Source organism: Pedobacter albus (assembly GCF_036324255.1).
Lineage (GTDB): Bacteria > Bacteroidota > Bacteroidia > Sphingobacteriales > Sphingobacteriaceae > Pedobacter > Pedobacter albus.
The window spans coordinates 2,229,361-2,248,644 of sequence record NZ_JAZDQT010000001.1; the positions used below are offsets into that span (position 1 = coordinate 2,229,361).

General features: G+C 43.5%; 9 protein-coding genes and 1 tRNA gene. 1 reads left to right on the top strand and 9 read right to left on the bottom strand.

The window, feature by feature from the left end; all coding sequences use genetic code 11:
- Positions 1-2: 2 nt before the first annotated feature.
- From VRU48_RS09220 to VRU48_RS09245, 6 genes are all read right to left on the bottom strand, one after another.
- Positions 3-1,385 (bottom strand): polysaccharide lyase 6 family protein, encoded by a 1,383-nt coding sequence (locus tag VRU48_RS09220; RefSeq protein WP_330107634.1) that lies wholly within the window; start codon positions 1,383-1,385, stop codon positions 3-5.
- Positions 1,386-1,685: 300 nt separating this feature from the next.
- Entirely contained in the window at positions 1,686-4,106 is a 2,421-nt protein-coding gene (locus VRU48_RS09225) for a glycoside hydrolase family 3 N-terminal domain-containing protein (RefSeq protein WP_330107635.1), read from the bottom strand.
- Between the two features lie 25 nt (positions 4,107-4,131).
- Positions 4,132-7,077: a glycosyl hydrolase family 28-related protein gene (locus VRU48_RS09230; protein WP_330107636.1), complete on the bottom strand. Its 2,946-nt coding sequence runs from the start codon at positions 7,075-7,077 to the stop codon at positions 4,132-4,134.
- A 9-nt stretch (positions 7,078-7,086) separates the two neighbouring features.
- Entirely contained in the window at positions 7,087-9,789 is a 2,703-nt protein-coding gene (locus VRU48_RS09235) for a carboxypeptidase-like regulatory domain-containing protein (RefSeq protein WP_330107637.1), read from the bottom strand.
- 757 nt (positions 9,790-10,546) lie between these two features.
- Positions 10,547-11,251: a LytR/AlgR family response regulator transcription factor gene (locus VRU48_RS09240; protein WP_330107638.1), complete on the bottom strand. Its 705-nt coding sequence runs from the start codon at positions 11,249-11,251 to the stop codon at positions 10,547-10,549.
- The gene (locus tag VRU48_RS09245) at positions 11,220-12,341 is read right to left on the bottom strand and encodes a sensor histidine kinase (protein ID WP_330107639.1); all 1,122 of its coding nucleotides are present in this window, start codon (positions 12,339-12,341) and stop codon (positions 11,220-11,222) included. The genes VRU48_RS09240 and VRU48_RS09245 overlap by 32 nt, the downstream gene beginning before the upstream one ends.
- Positions 12,342-12,542: 201 nt before the next feature.
- Here VRU48_RS09245 and VRU48_RS09250 point away from each other — a divergent pair, with 201 nt between their 5' ends.
- On the top strand, positions 12,543-14,993 hold the full coding sequence (locus VRU48_RS09250) for an outer membrane beta-barrel protein (RefSeq protein WP_330107640.1): 2,451 nt from the start codon (positions 12,543-12,545) through the stop codon (positions 14,991-14,993).
- Positions 14,994-15,487: 494 nt separating this feature from the next.
- On the opposite strand, the gene VRU48_RS09255 is transcribed toward VRU48_RS09250, so the two are convergent.
- From VRU48_RS09255 to VRU48_RS09265, 3 genes are all read right to left on the bottom strand, one after another.
- A tRNA-Ala gene (locus tag VRU48_RS09255) sits at positions 15,488-15,561 on the bottom strand.
- Between the two features lie 157 nt (positions 15,562-15,718).
- A complete protein-coding gene (locus tag VRU48_RS09260) occupies positions 15,719-17,656 on the bottom strand; it encodes a heparinase II/III domain-containing protein (protein WP_330107641.1) in 1,938 nt (645 codons plus the stop codon).
- A 23-nt stretch (positions 17,657-17,679) separates the two neighbouring features.
- The gene (locus VRU48_RS09265) at positions 17,680-19,185 is read right to left on the bottom strand and encodes an alpha-L-fucosidase (protein WP_330107642.1); all 1,506 of its coding nucleotides are present in this window, start codon (positions 19,183-19,185) and stop codon (positions 17,680-17,682) included.
- Positions 19,186-19,284 lie beyond the last annotated feature (99 nt).

Consider the following 19,284-nt stretch of genomic DNA (forward strand, 5'->3'; position numbering starts at 1 on the left):
AATTATTTTTTAGCCAAATGGCCTACCTGGTTAGGCAATAAAATACTGGCTTTTACTGGCGCTGTGCTTACCTCGTCGGCACCTGGCTCTAATGGGCTTACTCTTGGCTGGCCATCCATATCTACAGTTATAGCAGGATAAGCTTCTTTAACCGTGTTGAGTAATGGGCTATTGGCTGATAGATGGAAAGTACCGGAAGCATCTTTAACCAATTTCGGATCGGTGGTTTGGTAAGAACCTGCTGGCAAATCTCCTGCGCCAACTTTAAAAAGGATATTTCCTTTCCATTGGGCTTCGGTCATTGGTCCGGAGATCTTAGTGGCCACACCGCCGCCTTGAATGATGTTATTAGCTACCGTAACATACGTTGCTCCTAAACCATCCTTTCTTGGGGTTTGCACAATATTCTCTTTGTTGTTGATCAATGTATTAAAGGCAATCAGAATACGGTCTGGACGATCATGCGATGTTAACGGGGCACCATCGGCCACTTCTGCACCACCGTTTCCGATGGTAATGGCTGGTTTGCAGTTCTCAAAGTAATTGCTAAAAATAAGGTGGTCGTCCCCGAAAATCCTTAAACCCGGTGTATTCACAAAGTAATTTCCATACACCTGATTTTTGTTTCCATGGCGCAAAGTAAACTGTGCCGGACAATCTCTAATCGTGTTGTAGCGCAAAATTACGCCACCCGCTTTTACAGAAATGAGCTCGTTCTCTCCTTCGCATTTCTCAAACAGGTTGTATTCTACTACGCTATTGCTCATCGACATGCTAAAACCGCTTAAGCCAAACTGAAAGGCTTCGGCTCCGTTTTTACCGCCTTGACTGGCTGCTGTACTAAAATAGTTATGGTGAATGTGCAGGCGCTCGGCAATTTGTTTGCCCTCGCCCCTAATGGCAACAAACCTACCCATCGCATTTTTATTCTGAAATGTATTGTAGTCTACTTCCTGATCGGTACCTGCTACTGTGAGGTCTTCTCCATCGCCAGGGGTTTCGAAAATATTTTGAGTAAACCTGCAAAAGCTGGTGCCGTTGCCTGTTTTGGCTTTTGAGGCAAGATGGGTAAACTTAAAGCCTTTAATAATGATGTATTTGGCAGGTTTCACCAAGTTAAATCCTCCCTTTCCAGTAATTTCTGTTTCGCTTAGTTGCTCCGCAGCAATTACAATGGGTTGTTGGGCGGTGCCTTCTCTGTTAATGGTGATGTCTTCGGTGGTGGTATATACGCCTTTTTTGAGCAGAATGACATCGCCGGGTTTGGCTTTATTGATCGCATTTTGCAATTCGGCAATAGAGGCCACAGTAATGGTAGCGGCGAAAAGGTTTGACGAGCCCAGTACGAACAGCAGCGCAAAGCCAATTAGATTGATTTTTTTCATACAACGTAAAACTATCTGGTTTATAATGATGCAACCTATCTATAAAAATCAACAATTAGGTAAGAGAGTTTGGCTAATAAATCAGATATTTTGGCATGATGGCTTGATTGTTTTTTACCACCCAAGACACCTCAGTTCACCTTAGCCTTAATAAGATTTTCGCCACCTAAGACACCTCGGTTCACCTTAGCCTTAACAAGATTTTTTAACCACATAGAGGCATAGGGCACATCGGTTTTACTTTGAGCGCAGGGATATCGCCTTAGCTTTTCTAAAGTGTCTAAGATGGTAATGTATGGACTATTTACTCACCATGAATTCTTTTTTGAGTTTAATTGATTCGGAAGAATTACCAATCAGCACTTCGAATTTACCGGGCTCTACAGTCCATTTCATGTTTTTATCCAAGAGCATCAAATCGTCGGGCGTGAGTGTAAACTTAACTGTTTTGGTTTCGCCGGGAGCTAAATTTACCCTTTCAAAACCGCGTAATACCGTTTCGTAAGTGGTAACGCTGCTCACTACATCTTTAAGATAAAGTTGCACCACTTCGTCGCCTTTGCGGCTGCCTGTATTTTTCACATCGACCGATACTTGTACTTCGCCTTGCGAACGGATCTGTTCTGCACTTAATTTAAGGTTGCTGAACTCGAAAGTTGTGTAGCTCAATCCATAACCAAAAGGATAAAGCGAACCCAATACCATGGTTTTACCGTAGCCATTTGGGTCGTCGTTTTTGCTTTGTCCAGCTTGTGAGGCGGGTTTAAAAGGAAAATTATATTCAATTTGTCCGACAGATTTCGGATAGGTCATGGTGAGTTTACCCCCAGGATTGTTTTCGCCAAATAAGGTTTCGGCCACTACTTTGCCTGCCGATGGCCCCGGAAATCCTGCTTGAAGAATAGCAGGCAAGTATTTGTTTTCCCAATTAATGGTTAGCGGACGCCCGTTTACCATTACCATGACTACAGGTTTGCCAGTGACGTATAAGGCCTGCAGCAATTGCGACTGCAACCCTGGCAAGTTTAAGCCAGTTCTGGTTTTGCTTTCGCCTACCAAATCATCGGTTTCGCCTACTACAGCAATAATTACATCGCTGTTTTTAGCCGCTGCGACGGCCTCATTAATTTGAGCCTGCTCTTGTGCAGTTAAAGCAACCGGCATGATCTCACTTTCTGGCCATTTGCTATCGATTACTTCACAGCCTTTGCTATAGTTTACCGTGGCAGTTTTGCCTGCAAAAGCCTTAATGCCATCGAGGATAGAAACAATGGGATTGTTAGACGGTCCGTATCTACTGGTGGTATATTTGGTTTCGGTGGCCAACGGACCAGTAACCAGGATGTTTTTATATTGGTTGATGTTAAGCGGCAGGAGGTTTTTCTCGTTCTTCAACAGCACCATCGATTCGCGGTTCAGCTGCAAGGCCAATTCTTCATCGCTGGCCGTATGCACATTTTTATCAGATGCTGCCGGATCGTTTACATAAGGACTATCGAACAATCCCAATCTAAATTTCACCCGCAATACATCGGCTACGCGCTCATCAAGTGTTTTCATCGAAACCGAGCCTTCTTTTACCAATTCGCGCAAAGGCAGGATAAAAGTTTCGGGCATGGTAAAATTGGTGCGCACATTTAAACCCGCTTCAATAGCTTGTTTTACCGCACCTTTATAATCATCGGCTACGTGGTGCTTGCTCGAGATAAACTCTACAGCCTCACTGTCTGACACTACATAGCCATTAAACCCGTATTGATTGCGCAACAGCTCGGTCAGGAAATAATAGCTTCCAGTTACAGGCTCGCCATCCCAATCGTTGTAGCTGCTCATTACGCCCATGGGCCTGGCTTCCTGGATCACCCTTTTAAAAGGATAAAGGAACATTTCGTGCAATTCTCTAGGTGCTACATGCGGATCGGTACGCGCATTGCCGTCACGGCCACCTTTAGGCACGCTGTAAACGGCATAATGTTTTAGGGTAGCTGCCACTCCCTGGTTTTGGATGCCCAATGTCATCTGCTTGCCCAGCTCGGCAATAAGGTAGGGATCTTCTGCATAACATTCTACCACACGGCCCCAGCGCTGATCTCTGGCTACATCCAGAATTGGCGCATATACATTGGTGTAGCCCAAGGCCTTAGCTTCTCTGCCCACCGTGTTGCCTGCCCTATAAACCAAATTTTTGTTCCAAGTACTGCCAATGTTAACCGGTGCCGGAAAAGGAGTAGCCCGATCGTGGCAAAGCCCGTGAATACCCTCGTTGCTAAAGTCGACAGGAATGCCCAAACGGGTTTCTTCTACAAACCATTTTTGTACCGTATTGATGGCGTTGGCATGTTTGCTAAAAGGAAAAGAGTATTGGGTTACCGCCTTTTTATTGTAAGGCAAACTGTTTAGTTCTTCATCTATATTGGCAATGCCGTCTTTCCAGATTTTTGTTTTCCATTCGGCTGTTGGCATTTCGTCTTTCAATACCCTGCCATAACCATAAAGCGTAGCAGTTTGACAGGTTTTTTCATCCAAATTCATTTGACTCAGCAGGTCATTTACCCTACTGTCTATGGGTTTTGATGGATCTTCGAAGACATCCATTTTGCCGTTTTTGTTAAAATCTATCCAGCCTTTGTGGTAGATATTTTTGTTTTGGGCATGGCCGGTGGTTGCAACAAATAGAAGAGCGAAAAATAAAACAGACGGATATCGGAAAGTACGGTTCATTTATGGTTTAATACTTGGTTACAATTTAGTTAAGTTTTGATAGCGGTTTGGGATCTTTGCCCAACACATCGTCATCGTACACTATTTTATCTATGGTAATTTGGGAGGCATTTTTCTGGCCGATTACCGCAGGATTATCTGCGGGCTTTACCATTTTAAGGTCCGAAAACTGCGCGCCAATTACGTCATCTAAATATATGACATAACGGCTATCTCTTTTCTCATAATTGAAAGAACTTTGCTTAACTGTTAAGTTCTTTACATGACGGGCCCATAAACCATAAGAAGGCTGCACTTTTAGATTGGATACATTGTATTGTCCAACGCCCAACTCTGGAGGTGTTTGTGCCGTATCGGCCACCGCATTGCCACCCTTAACCAATACATGAACATCGGTAAAAGATACGTTTTTGATGTAGCCGGTATGTTGGCCATTGGGCAATTTGAAATTCAGTCCGCCCTCTACTGCTGCATTATCAGGCAGTTTATAACCGGCAATGATCGGGCTTGCCTTACGCTGTTTGCCATCATAGGCTTTCCAGCGGTTGCCGGCATCGCCATAAGAGCTGCCTCCATAAACTTCGGTAATATCTACTCCATTAATGATGATATTTTCGACCATTCCGATATTGATGTTCTTAACCAACAGTTCGTTGTGTTTTTCGCCGTTATCGGTAAAATTGTATTTGCCTACCGCAGCGCCCAATACCCTGCCCCGGTTGGAAATAGAAATAAAGAACGGCGTAGTGCTACGCAACATTTTAGACCTGGCATGTAGTGTGCCTGTATGTCCGCAATTGAGGTGGATGTTCTTGATGTGGCCACCATCATTGGTAGAGATCGAAAAACCCGCTTTGTTAGCACCCAGCACATAAATATTGTCTACGCAGATATCCATGATGTCATCAACCGTTTCCGAACCGACCTGAAACAGGTTGCAGTTGGTATCGCCAATAATGTTGCGCACCTTGTAATTGCGCGCCGGACGGGTAAAGCCCAAGGAACAATCCGATCCCGGTTTTACGATATCGTCAGAACTTACTTTGCAATAAATATTGGTTACGGTTACTTCGTTGCAAGCCATAAAATCGTAGATATCGCGAACATTTGAAGTGCTATTCCGGCCGAAATAGGTGTTGTGCACATTAATAAAATCGGAGCCGGTGGCCAACAAGGCAAAATGGCCAGCCCGATCAATATTGAGCATGTTTTGGGTATCGAAGTTTTTGCTACCGTCTTTGCCTACATAATAAGGTTCGTCTTGGGCGGGATCGTACCACAAATCTTCGGTTCTAGGCAAGCCGCCTATTTCTATGTTGGTGCAGAGCTTTAGCGCAAACATTTTGTCGGCCCTATTGTCGGGCGCATTGTTCATTACATTATCACCATTTACCAAATTGCCATCGCCGGTAATCCGGCCGTTTCCAATAATTTTGATATTATCCAAACGCTCGCCAAAAAACATGGCGTTTCTAAAATAGTGGTGGCCAACATCTTGTTTGGTGAGGTAGTTTTCTGGATCGGCATATGGACCAATAGCCGTAGGCGACAATCCCGAACGGTACTGCTTATCGCTAAACCAGGTCTGCTCGGGTGCATCGGCGCCTTTAATAGCTTTAATGGTTGCTTCTTGAGCTAAAAACAAATACACATTGCTTTGCAGGTGCACCGTTTTTACCAAATAGGTACCCCTGCCAAAATACAAGGTGCCTCCGCCAATCTTGTTGAGGTAAGCGATGGCTTCGTTTATTTTTTGAGTATCGTCTATTTGGTCGTCGGCATTTACCCCAAACTTTTTAACATCCATTTTGCCAGTATAAAACTGCACCAGATTGGAGTATCCTTTTTTCTCGCCATCTTTTACCGACAGCCTAAAACTATACAGCAAATGAGGTTTAAGGTTGGCTAGTTCGGCTGTATTTGTTTTCAGATCAACCGCATTAGGCGCCACCGTCCATGTTTTGCCTTCATTGAGCGATTGTTCTAATTGGATGTTTTTGGCATCGCTTACGGCAGGCCATTTAAAATTAACAGAGGTGTAGCTTGTTGCCGTTTCTTTATAGGCCAAGTTGCGATCAAGTACGCGTTCAAAATTGGAAATGGCTTTAGTTACCTTTAAAATCGCGATTTCGCCACCCGTACCAGCACTGCTTAGCACTTCGGGTTCAGAAGTGGTATAAGTGGCTTTGAAAGTCAGGTCCCCACTGTTTTTGAGGTTGATATCGTTTATTTTCAGTACCAGATCGGCACCATTTGCTGGTCTGAGGTCTAAATTTTTAAAAGTAATGACGCTACCAGTGGCTGTTTTAGTGATAGCCACTTCCCCAACCTTCGAATAAGAATACAATGAGCCCACTCTGCCGATAGATTGTGTACTCAAGTCGCCCAATTTCACAAAGCCTCTGCCAATTACGTTTACACTGGTGTTATTCAGTGTTGGCGCTATACCCAAAGGCAAAAACAACTGCACAGTCGCGTTAGGACTTCTTTGTCCGGCGGTATAGCTTAGCGTTAAGCTGGTATTGGTCTTTTGGGTGAGCTGGTTTTGAAACAGGCTCAATTTGCCACCGAGTGCCATTTTTTTGAAGGCAATGGTGTATTTTTTAACAGTTTTGCCATCCTGTGCAGTAACCTGTAGCCAATCTCCTTCGCTAATCGTGCCCGTATTTTTTAGGGTGCCCCTGCTGTCTTTAATTTGGTATTGCTGTGCAGAACCATCGGCTGAAACAATTTCTGTAATGATTTCGTCAACAGTGGCCCGCGTGCTCACCAGGCCCTTGTCTTCCGGTGTGTCTACCGTAAAGCGATAGGTGTTCCCGCTGGCTAAAAGTAATTGATTGGCACTGATCTGAATAATGTGCGGACTGCGAGCCCCAAAGGAAATCGAAGTATTTGAGCTTAGGGTTTCAGCCAAGGCCGGGGAAACCATGAGCTGTACGATTAAGACAAGAAAGCTCAGTGCTTTATTCATTTTAAAACTCTATTTAACAATAATACTTGATTTGGCACCGCCGATACCTCCGTTCATGTTGCTACCTTCCATAATCAAGGTATAGGAACCTTTTTTATCGGTGGTATAAAAGCCGACATGGGCAAAGCCATTCTTATCGGTTACCACGTTTGGATTCCAGTAAACCGTTGAGCGGGAATCAACCGACGATTCCTTGCTCTTTACCTTATACTTCGGACTGTAAAATTGATGCGATTCGACCATGCTTAAAGGCTTAAAAAGATAGGTACCTGGCGTTTTCGTTATATAGGCTCCATTGCCCGAATAGGTGGTGATTTCGATAAAGGCATGGTCATCGAACGTATCTGTGTCGACGTTTAAAAACCGTTTTCCATAATTTGTAATCATCCCGGGCGACCTCATCAATTCTATTCCCTTGATATCTTCGGCCGTCATGAGGTCTAAATAAAAATCCCTTAAAAAATCCCGATATGATAAGCCTTCCGGTCTCATCCTTCTTACATCAATTCCATCAATCACCAAATGCACCAACTGATCCCTGATCATATAGGTATGCTTCCTTTCATCAACCCTTAAATCGGGGATGTGTTCGAAAAGCAATTGACCCAAGGTCTTTTTGCCCGCCTTGTTCAGGTCAGATTCGTTTAGGGTAAGATCTGCATTGCCATTGTTAAGATTACTTGATCCTTTTACTATTTTCTTGCCTACAATGAGCACCTCGTTTAGTTTTTTTCCATTGAGCCTATTTTGTTGCTGTATATTTTCGACCCTATTCTTCACCGTACCCAGAGCGCCAGTATCGATATTTAGGAACCAGGGCCTTTGCACCTGAATAACCGTATCAAATTTTGGTGCCACAAACTCGTCAACCTTAATAGCGACGTTGAAGCTCTTGTTGTTTTTATTCTTTGCCTGGATAAAATAGACCGCCGAATCGGCAAGTTTTACCTCGTTGAAAGCAAAGGCACCTTTTGCATTGGTGGTAGTTTGTAGCAGTAATGAAGGATTTTTGGACAATAGTACCACATTGACATTGCCAAGGGCTTTACCCAAGCCCGAACTTACACTTCCATTAACGGCGTAGGCCGATTCGTGTTTAAAGCTGGGCTCAACCACGCTATATTTTGTATTCCAATTGTAACTTGTCCAACCTTGGGTTAAGAGCAACTGATCTAAATCGGCCCAAATTTGTGCGGTCATCTGCTTCGGGAAATAATACCCGGGATCTTCTACAAAGCCTTTCAGTTCCGAACTAAGCAGGATATGGGAAAGTAGGCCTTCGTTGCTGACCGAATCTATTTTAACCTGCCCATCGTCTGTTACGGCAAGGGAAAAACTTCCCTGAACAGGATTTCCTTTTTCGTCGCTAATATGAACATCCAAGCCTACGCTATCTCTATTATGGTAGATGGCCTTGTTCGGCTGAAGCTTTACTTGCAGCAAATCGGTATTCAGGTTAAATACCAAACGTTCGCAAACAGCTTGTTTTTGCTCGTCCAATAAAATAAGTTTGATTACACCCGAAGGGAAAAGATTTTTGCCAATCTTTACCTTTACCACAGAATCGGCGATGTTTACTATGCCACCATAGCAGCCAACGCCACGGGCTTGGCCAATGAAAAAATACTTGCCTCCTCTTTTATCTCCTGTGGCAAATACCTGAATAAGCAGCGAATCGCTCAACTGGTTATTCACTATATTAAATGTAATACCTGATTTTTTGGTAATGGGCAAGGGATAATTTTGCACTGTCCCATCTTGTTGCTTAACCGTCGCGGTATAGGTTTCGCCGGCTTTCGGAGTGAAAGTAAAGGAGCCCATTCCCAAATGTGTGCTTTTAAATTGGGCAACCGCTTGCTTTAAGTTGTTGTAAACGGTCCCCGAAACTTCGGTGCCATAGCCATTCTCGTCAATTGCCTTAAAGCCTATCTTGCTTTTTAAGCCGTCAACCAAATTCCCCGATTCGGGCAAAAATTGTAAGTCGATGTTTTTTGCTTGCTTTAAGACAACCGGAAACTTGATTTCCTGTGGATCATTCCCATTTGTTTTGAGCTGGATCTGAAGGTTTTTAGCTTTGTCACTTTCCAGCAAGGGAAATTTAAAATCCAGCCTTCCAATGGCATCCGTTTGTAGGGTTGCTTTTTTTCTCAGCTTTTCTCCATTGAACAAGCTTACTTCTATTTCTTTCTGGCCAATTCTGTTCCCCTTTGTTTCGCTGAGGAGCAGGTTGGCATTTAACATTTTCACATTGCCTTGTTGCTGCACCTCCATTTTCGAATTGACTAACCATCCGTTCTCGGCCGGGTCGGCAATGACAAAAGACCTTTCGAAAAGATATTGCGCATTAAAATTCTTCATCCAGTTGGTATAGGCCCTTAACCTATAATTTCCGGCTTTATAGATAGATTCTGTTAAATTAATATTGCCGATGCCCATGCCATAATATAGGGCAACCACTTGGCGCTTCATTAAGGCTCCAGTCTCATTTACAATATCGATATAGAGCATTTCTTTGGCGAGCGAATTGTTAAGGTAATTCGCATTCCACACATACGATTTAAACCAAAGCGTGTCGCCCAGCATGTAATTTGGCTTATCTGTTTGGAGGTATGCTTTTTGGGCGGGCAGACCTGGGGGATTGAGCAGAGAAGACACTTCTGTTTCCTTTTTGGTTTGCGAAACACACAAATGTGGAAGAAGCAGTAATGCCAAAAACGATAATTGGCGAAGTGTTAACTTAAAAAATCCTGAAATATTATTTAGCTGTTTATTCATTTTCCATTGCTCTATTTATTCCCGGCCAACACTTTCTATAATTTAAAGATACAGTATCAAGTATTATGGAGATTGGCATTTTAATAAAGGAAATTGACATAAGGTTGCGAATTATATATTTTGGCGTAATGGGTTCGGATTTTGCGGTTCCAGTTAACGAGCGTGGAGCAGTTCGGTTTTGCTAAAACAATTTTAGGGATAAGGAGATTTCCGCTAAAAGAGCCATAGCCGTATTGGCCAAAAACAAAATCCAAATGGACGACAGCGGGGCGTCTGATATATTGGACTTTCTCTCCCATATCGCAAAGACAAGGAAATGGCCTGAGGGCGACAGCGGGCATCAGAAACCCTGACCGAAAATCGAACCCATAGAATAACGGGCTTCAATTAACTGTCCATCAATTCATTGTGGGCATAAAAAACGGAACACCGCTTTTGCAGTGTTCCGTTAAGTGGGGCAAGCATACAAACTCCGAACCGCTTTATTGAAGATCTTTCAAAAACTGCCTCTATTAATACAGAACCAGCCGACGACAACGCGCCTCCTTCTCCAAAGCCAAAATCAGCTTATTTGACAATCGGGTACCGGAAAAAGAAATTCCCTTACAGGAGTCTCTCCCCTACATGCTTTGCAGTAGATCCACTTTGCGGTTTCCGAGATGGTTAAGAAAGAATTTCCAGTGGCAATATTTAACTAAAGATTCCCCAGCATCTTAAATACTGCAGATTTATAGCTTTCACCAATTGGTATTTCTGATTTTCCGATCTCGATAGTATTGGTATTGAATGCCGTAATATTCCTCAGATTGACAATAAATGAGCGATGGATTCGCAAAAAACCTTTCCCCGACAGGTCTGCTTCGATATCGGATATCCTATATTTAGCGACAATCTCATTCTTAATAGTCCATAGTTTAATATAATCCTTGATGCTCTCTATATAAAGCACCTCGTTTAAATCGACCTTAACCTGTTTGTATCTCGATTTAATAAAAATAAAGCCTGGCTCTGAATTTGCCGGCATGGGAAGTCCGCTCTGCCCGGCATTATGAAGGTACCGGTCAACTGCTTTAAAGAACCGGTCAAAAGTAATAGGCTTTAACAAGTAATCTACCAGGTCCAGATCATAACCATCCAAAGCAAATTCCCGGTATGCAGTAGTTATAATCGTTTTTGGAGCATTGCTTACGGTTTTTAAAAAGTCGATGCCGTTGATGCCGGGCATTTGAATATCCAGGAACAGGAGGTCAACATCCTGCCTTCTTAAAACATCAAATGCCTTAGCTACATTGGGGCAGGTTGCAGCTACCTCCAGGAAATCAAGCTGCGCGATGTGTTTTTCGAGGAGATTGATTGCTAAAGGCTCGTCATCTACCAATAAACAGCGTATCTTCTTCATATGTTTTCTTCATCGTTAAATCGATTTGCAGGATTACCTTAAACAGCTCACCCGTTTGCTCAATTACCAATTGATGGCCTGATCCATAAATCAGCTGCAGTTGCTGCTTCAGGTTTTTCAACCCAATTTTTTCATTTGCTCCACCTTGGTTTCCATGGTTATAGCTAACAGAGTTAACTACCTTAAAAATAAATATGTTTTTGGATACTTCCAGATCTATAGTAATGAATGGGATGCCTGTATCTTTACCTGCCCCATGTTTAAACGCATTCTCTACAATAGAAAGCATCAACAATGGCGCGATATTGGTTTCCTGATCGATACTTTTATTAAAGCGCACTTGCAAACTCTTATCATACCGCAACTTTTCAAGCCCAATATAATTATCCAATAAGGCAATCTCCGTAGACAAGGGAATAAACTCACGATCGCAACGGTAAAGGGTATGGTCGAGTATTTCGGAAAGCCTCGCAATTGCCGCAGAAGTGGCTGGCGATGACATCAAAGAAAGAGAATAGATGTTATTTAAAGTATTGAATAGAAAATGCGGGTTTAGTTGCGTCTTTAACAACCTAAGTTCCGCTTCCGTTTTTTGTTTCTCGAGGGTAAGCGTGCGTTTTTGAATATCCAGCTGGTCTTTGAGCAGTTTGATGAACATAAAAACAAAAGCTAGCGAAAAGATGCTAAAGAAATAAATATAAAGAAGTTTGGGAAGGTTTGTCAGTATCTCCCGGTTGGTTTCAAATGCTTTCGGAATTGTTCCTGCCAAAGGCTCGGCAACCCGGATGATTAAAAAACGGCATAATACACAGATTATGTAGCTGGCAAAGATAAAACCTACTAAGGTTACTGCGTATTTCTTCTTGTAGAAAAATCTAGGTACTGCCCAGTAAGTCAGGAAATAAGTGGCGAGGATTTGCGGACCAAGAAAAAGGCTATTAGCTATTATTGCAAAACGATAGCTAAATGCATTTCCGTCCCGGTATTTGCTATTACTGATGGCAATCAGCATTATGATAAGCCAGAAAAGTATGTGGCTTAACAGCCGGTGCTTTTTTTGTACATCAAGGATTTTTTCAAAAAGGCTCATTACCAACAAGTATAGGTAATTTAACGTATAGATTAATCCGCAGTCGACAAACAGGCAGTTTCACCCCCCGAATCTCCTTAAAACACCTCTCCGACCTGGTTAATCAGGAACTTTAGCTTGTCCGTCTACACCCGATGCCTATCCGGCAACGGCGGGTTCACCGCACCTCAAATTGTGCTACTATTGATAAAAATCAGGCAAATGGAATTCAATTTTATCCGGATAGGAACACTCTGCACTTGGTTGTTCCTGTTAACTAACTTAGCAAAAGCACAAACAACTGTTAACCGGTCATTTACAGGGAGCATCGTTGACTACAAAAACGCGCCCCAGTCTAATGCTACCGTGATATTGAAAAATGAACAGGATACCAGCATCGTGCAATCTACACAAAGCAATGATCAGGGCCGCTTTACTTTTAAAAATGTAGAGCCCGGGAATTATCTGATTAAGATTAGCATGATTGGTTTTGAAACTTTTGTAAGATCAGGTATCCTGATCGATGCTGGCCCAAAACAGGCCACACTAGGCGTCATTCGTTTACGGGTATCGCCCCAGATGCTCAATAATGTAATCGTTAAGGGAACAACCCCAAGGATTGAAAGACGGATTGACAGGACTATAGTCAATGTAGACCAGAACATCGCAAATGCCGGTTCAACGGTGTTAGAAGTGATGAAAAAACTTCCGGGAGTGCAAATAACAACAGATGGCCAGGTAACACTTAATGGCAGGTCGGGCATCAATGTGATGATCGATGGCAAGCCAACTTATTTATCAGCATCCGATCTGGCCACTTTACTTAATGGTATGCCTTCGGCCAACGTTCAAAAAATTGAAATCATGACCAATCCATCTGCCAAATATGACGCTTCTGGAAATGCGGGAATCATCAACATTGTAAAAAAGAAGAACCAAAGGGAGGGCTTTAACGGTAGCTTAAATGGAAGCTATGGGCAAGGTTACTATGGCAGGTACAACGGCGGAATAAGCTTAAGTTATAAAACAGATTCGTATAATCTTTACCTGGATAACAGCTATGCTTATGGGAAAGATCTTTTTAACCGGACAGTAGGCATGGATGTACTGGATGGGAACAATGCGCTCCAATCGAAACGGACTTCCAACAATGACAACATCACTGCAGACAAAGCTTATTCGCCGACTCTCGGGCTCGACCTCTATCTCTCAGGGAATACAACACTTTCTTTAACAGGCACCGCGACCGTACAATCCCGTAGCGACCAGACCTTGTCTAGCATGAATATATTTGATGGCAACCAGTCATTAACCGGGACCGAATATTTTTCCGCATTAAATAAAAACAAGCCGTTCAATTATACCACCGGGATCGCATTGGCCCGACAATTGGATTCTTCTGGCCGAGAACTGGCCTTTAACCTGGATTACGCTTGTTACCGGAACAATGCCCAACAATATAATCATACCTCATTAAACGATGCCTCCGGCAGTTTTCTGAACCGTTCTATAGTTTTTCTGGATCAAAGCAGACGGCTCGGCATCTATGCGTTTAAGGTAGACTACACGCATCCCCTAAAAGGTCAGGGTCGCCTGGAAGTTGGCTTGAAATCAAGTTACATTAAAGCAAATAACAACAACGACTATTACAACTATTTGAACGACCGCAATATCCTGGATTCCTTGCAAACCGATTATTCCGTCAATTCGGAAAACATTAATGCAGCCTATGTTAATATTAAGAAAACCTATAAAAGATTAGGAATCCAGGCGGGATTGCGTGCGGAACAAACGGCTACCCAAGGCCGGCAGCTACTGACCGGTGAATCAGTAAGGCAAAATTCCCTGTCGTTATTTCCGACTGTTTTTTTTGATTACAAGCTCAACGAACAGCAAGGTTTAATGATCAGGCTGGGCAGGAGAATAGAACGCGCCAGCTACAATGAATTAATCCCATTCCGCCGACCGCTTACCCCGGCATTATATTTTCAAGGGAATCCTGATTTAAAGCCACAAATTACCTGGCATGGTGAGGTGGCCTGGTCATGGCGCGGGGAGCTATTTCTGACCGCAGGATATAATATTGACCGAAACTACGTCCGGACTTTGCCATACCTGGATAGTAACCGGGTGACTGTTACCCGGACACCTACTAACATACAGCGATCCAGCTCCTGGAATATCGATCTCAGTTATTCCAGGAAATTCACTAACTGGTGGACAACCAATACCACTTTTTCACTATATCAAAACCGCTTTAGTGGGCAGGTGGGAAATTTCAGACTGGATGATCCCGGAATCCCTACCATTTATTTCAGTTCCAATAACATCTTTTCGATTGCAGCCAAACTGAGTGCCGAAGCAGATTTTGAATACAATTCTAAAAGGCAATTGGTTACCTCCTCCTTCGGCGCATATTCTACGCTTGATATCGGGGTCAGACAGCTGCTATTTAAAAGCAAAGGCGCCTTCACAATTAAAGTCACCAACGTTTTTCAGAGTGAAAGCCATAACGTGATCGATCGCTACGAAAACTTGTACCAATATTCGTATTTCAACTTTTATACCAGGGCGGTCAGGGTTAATTTCTCTTACCGGTTTGGCAACGGCAAAGTAGCCAAATCAAGGAAAGAATCAAGTTCAACCGATGAACAAAAAAGAGCGAACCGATGACGGTTCTTTTGCTTTTATTCATCGTTCTAAGATACTTGGAAATACCAATAAATTTGACCCCCTTTCGCCAAAAACAATTTCTCGGTTACCATCTGAGAGCAAACATTTTAAGAAGTCCTGAAGTTGGCGGGACGGGAGCAATCAAATTGGTTTATTTAGACATAGCATTAGGCATGTCTTAGTTCCTCGAAATTTGTAACTTGGTTGATGAAGATGAAGCAGAAGTTATACCAGACTTCCTTTATGATATTGCAAATACTTATGAGTGGCCTGATTTCGAAAAAAGCACACAGCCCTAAACGGAAATCGAACCAAAAAAACGCTTTGACACAACGTTTGCGTACTTTTTCGGCATTTGACCAAAATGCCGAGGGTTTTTTATTGCTAAAATCGAACACTTCATACACCCTCTTTCCAACAGTCTCAACCAGCTGTCCATCAGAAATTTGCGGGCATAAAAAAACGGAACACTCATATTAGAATGTTCCGTTAAGTGGAGAATGCCGGATTCGAACCGGCCACCTCTTGCCTGCCAGGCAAGCGCTCTAGCCAAATGAGCTAATCCCCCATTTTTGCCCAAAGGTTTTATCCTTTGGGCTGGCAAAAATAATAATTAGTTTGTTTAATACAAATAATGTTTGCAATAAACTGATTAAATAATATTGCTATTTATCAATCTGCTTTTCAATTGAAACGATGAAGCCCTATCAGCCAAGTGCTTAAACTCATTTTTTCTCGCTGGCAGTGATCGCTAGTTTTAGCGTATTCGTTTTTTCTTTGCTTTTGGTAATCAGCCTGATGCGATAAATCTTGTTGCCCCACATCTTCACAATCCGGTCATCGTCAATCGCCTGCTCGTCTACTTTGGCTTCGAGTTGGCTCGCATCGTAATTCATTGCTGTTCCCGTTTGACCGAATACAATTTTTCCAGGTTTTAATTCAACGGCGTAAGGCGTAATGAAATTGAGTTCGGAAGCTTCCTTATAGCTATTCAGTTTGAATGCATCGGTGAGGTTGATCGTATTTTTTGAACGGTTGAGGCTAATGGTACGCTCCCATTGCTGTACATCGGCAGCTGCCGGATAGGCCTTTGCAATGTCCATGGCCACCGTAGCCAAGCCAGCGGTATTGCTAAACCTGAAGTTTGTGGCCGCAAACTGCCTTCCGTCTTTCTGTTGTACACCGTTAATAGTTGGACAATTGTGCCATTGCGATTGCACATTCCAAAGTTCGTAGCGCCTGCTGCTAAACGTTTTGCTGGTATAGGTACCCACACCCACATCAATCAGTAAGGGTTTTCCATCATGATAAACAATAAAGCTACCAATATCGTTATGGTTATGGCTTTCGGCATTATGGCCTCCCTTAGCGGCAAAAAAGAAACCTTTGGTGCTTCCGGCAAGGGTGCGGGCATTAAAAACCTGTAAATCTGGAAGCGCGGCATAAAGCGGATATGGAGCTTTGGCCGGGGTATTGTCTAAAGCTTTGTAAACGGCTGCAGTAGCCAGAAAATCGGTGATATCATTGCCCGAAACCTGCTTCCCCCTGGCCTTGAACAAAAACGAAGCATAGTCTTTTAACGTTTCATCCTTAAACAACACACCATATTGGTACACGCTTTCGGGATTTTGCGTGTAAGCTGGAAAAGCATCGGCAAAGTTGACCATATAGGTATCACTAATCTGCATTTTGTAGGCATAGGCTCCAATTTGGTGCAAGAGTTCTTTGTCGCCCCAATTCAGTTTACCATCAGAAACCTGATTGAGGAGCGATAGCAAACGAATCAGTCGGCCACCCGCCATATCCCAATAAGACGGTCCTTCGTCGCAGCCACCATCTTCCGGATATTGGTTAATGAAAATATCAGTACTCCTGAGTATCTTGGCGCTCAGCGAATCGAGTTTTTTGCCTGGTTGCAACACCTGCAAGGCGGCCTGCAACGTATTGCTGTTTACATAGGTATTCCAATTGTTGACCGAGTTGCCCTTAAAGCCCATCCAGCCAAAACTGTATTTGAGGTAGGGATCAAAAAGCCTACGGTTCAGTTCGTAAACAATCCTGCCATTAACCACCTTTGAGTATTTGGCAAATTTGGCCGACAGCATATTATAAATGGTAGCTACGGTCAATCCGGTACTCGAGGCATGCAAATCGATGTATGGGTTTTCGATGTTCGGCAAATCGGCGCCCTCTTTTTGTACCACGATGTGCGCAGGCGCTACCCAAGTACTTTCTTCGAGCACCAACCACAAGCCGTTTACAATTTGCGGGATAAACCTTTCCTTGTTTTCGATCAGCTCGCCCGCCACCAACAAGGATAACATGCGTCGACGCTCATTGACCAGGTTTTCGTAAGTAGTACGCGTACCCGTAATTTTATAATCGAGGTACAAACTAGCCGGCAACGAAGGCCATTTGAAGCTCAAGGCCGCCTCTGCTTGTTTCAAGATGCGCTGCTTTACCGAATCGGGCAGGTTGGCCACATTTTGCAGGGCATTGGCATTTTGTTCTTTTTGCCAATTTGAAAGATTAGGGAAGGCATCGCCATTGGCATAGGTTTGTTGATAGGCTTCGATGAGCCAATTTCTTTTGGCCGCCTTTTGCGCATATACACTCAGCGAAATGCTCCACAAGATGAAGCAATAGCATGCAATTTTTTTCATATTCAGGTGATGATTAGGATAGGTTAAGGTTTTAAAAAATACAGGCCAAATTCGGCCAAGGCTGGGTTTAATCTCGACGAAAGGATATGAAACCTGATTTGACTGGTGGTCAATTCGTTAAATTTAAGCAACCTTTTGTAGCCAACAGTAGTTCCTGTTGCAAATACTTTCCAAGAGGTACCATCAAAATATTCGGCTTCAAATTTTTCGATCCGCTGACCTACCGCAATATTTTCCTGCAAAGCCAATACATTGAAGGTAACGGGCTTAGTCCAACTCAACTGAATGGTGGTTGTGGTATCTTTGGCTGTGGTGGTAAAGTAGGTTTGCAACTTGTCATCGAATAAGCTAGCTAGGTTTTTTCCGTTTGCAGCTTGCAACTTGGCTGTTTTGGCCAGGTTTTGTCCAAAGGTGGTTTTCATTTGGCTGGCAAATCCTTGCAGGCTCTTGATATCGGCCTCGGCAATAAGTCCTTGGGTGTTTGGCGGAATATTGAGCAACAGCACGCCATTGCGGCCAACCGAGGTGAAGTAAATATCCATCAAGCGCTTATCGCTCTTCACTTTGGCATCTTCTGCAGGATGATAAAACCAACCTGGCCTGATGCTCACATCGGTTTCGGCCGGATACCAAACCAAGCCGCTGGCATTAACCAACTTGTCGCGGCTTCCCCTATCCTGGTCTTTATAGCTGCCCAATACACCAGGTATCACATTTACTTCCTGTTGCGAAGCGGCCGCGATTTTCTCTTGGCTCTGCTCTGAAACTGGCAACACGCTCCACTCTGTTTCCCGGCCTACCCCACTTTCGGTGCCTACCCAACGTACATCAGGGCCCTGTACCGCAATAACGGCCTGTGGCTGCAATTTTCTGATCAGCGCATACCAGCGATCAAAATCGTAAACCTGCTTCTTGCCGTTTGGTCCTTCGCCATTGGCTCCGTCAAACCAAACCTCATCTACTTTTCCGTATTGGGTGAGCAATTCTGTTAACTGATTGACGAAATAGGTATTGTAGGCCTCTGTTCCATAGCTGGGTGCATTTCTGTCCCATGGCGACAGGTAAACGCCAAAACCTACGTCCAGTTTGCGGCAAGCTTCGGCCACTTCTTTCACGATATCGCCTTGGCCGTTTTTATACGGCGTGTTTTTGATGGAATGCTCGGTAAATTTGCTGGGCCACAAACAAAAGCCATCGTGATGCTTTGCCGTGATGATGACCTGTTTAAAGCCGGCATCCTTAACGGTTTTAACCCATTGCACCGCATCAAGTTGCGCCGGATTAAATTGGGAAATATCTTCTTTGCCATCGCCCCATTCGCGGTTGGTAAAAGTATTGATGCCAAAATGGAAAAAGGCGGTAAGCTCCAATTGCTGCCAGCGCAACTGTCTGGCCGATGGGGTTACGGTTGCGGCTTTGGCCACAATCGCGTGGAATGGGTCTGTTTTTTTGATCTCGACAAAATTATGTTGCTGGGCTTGAGTAGTAAGGGCCAGACAACATAAAATAACGATCATGCTGTTTTTCATAATCAAGAAATGATAGTAAGGTAGTTTAATCTTGTAATAATAAGTTTTTTGAAAGAAAAACCCATCGTACAAACATAAAAAGGTTGTTATAAAACCGAA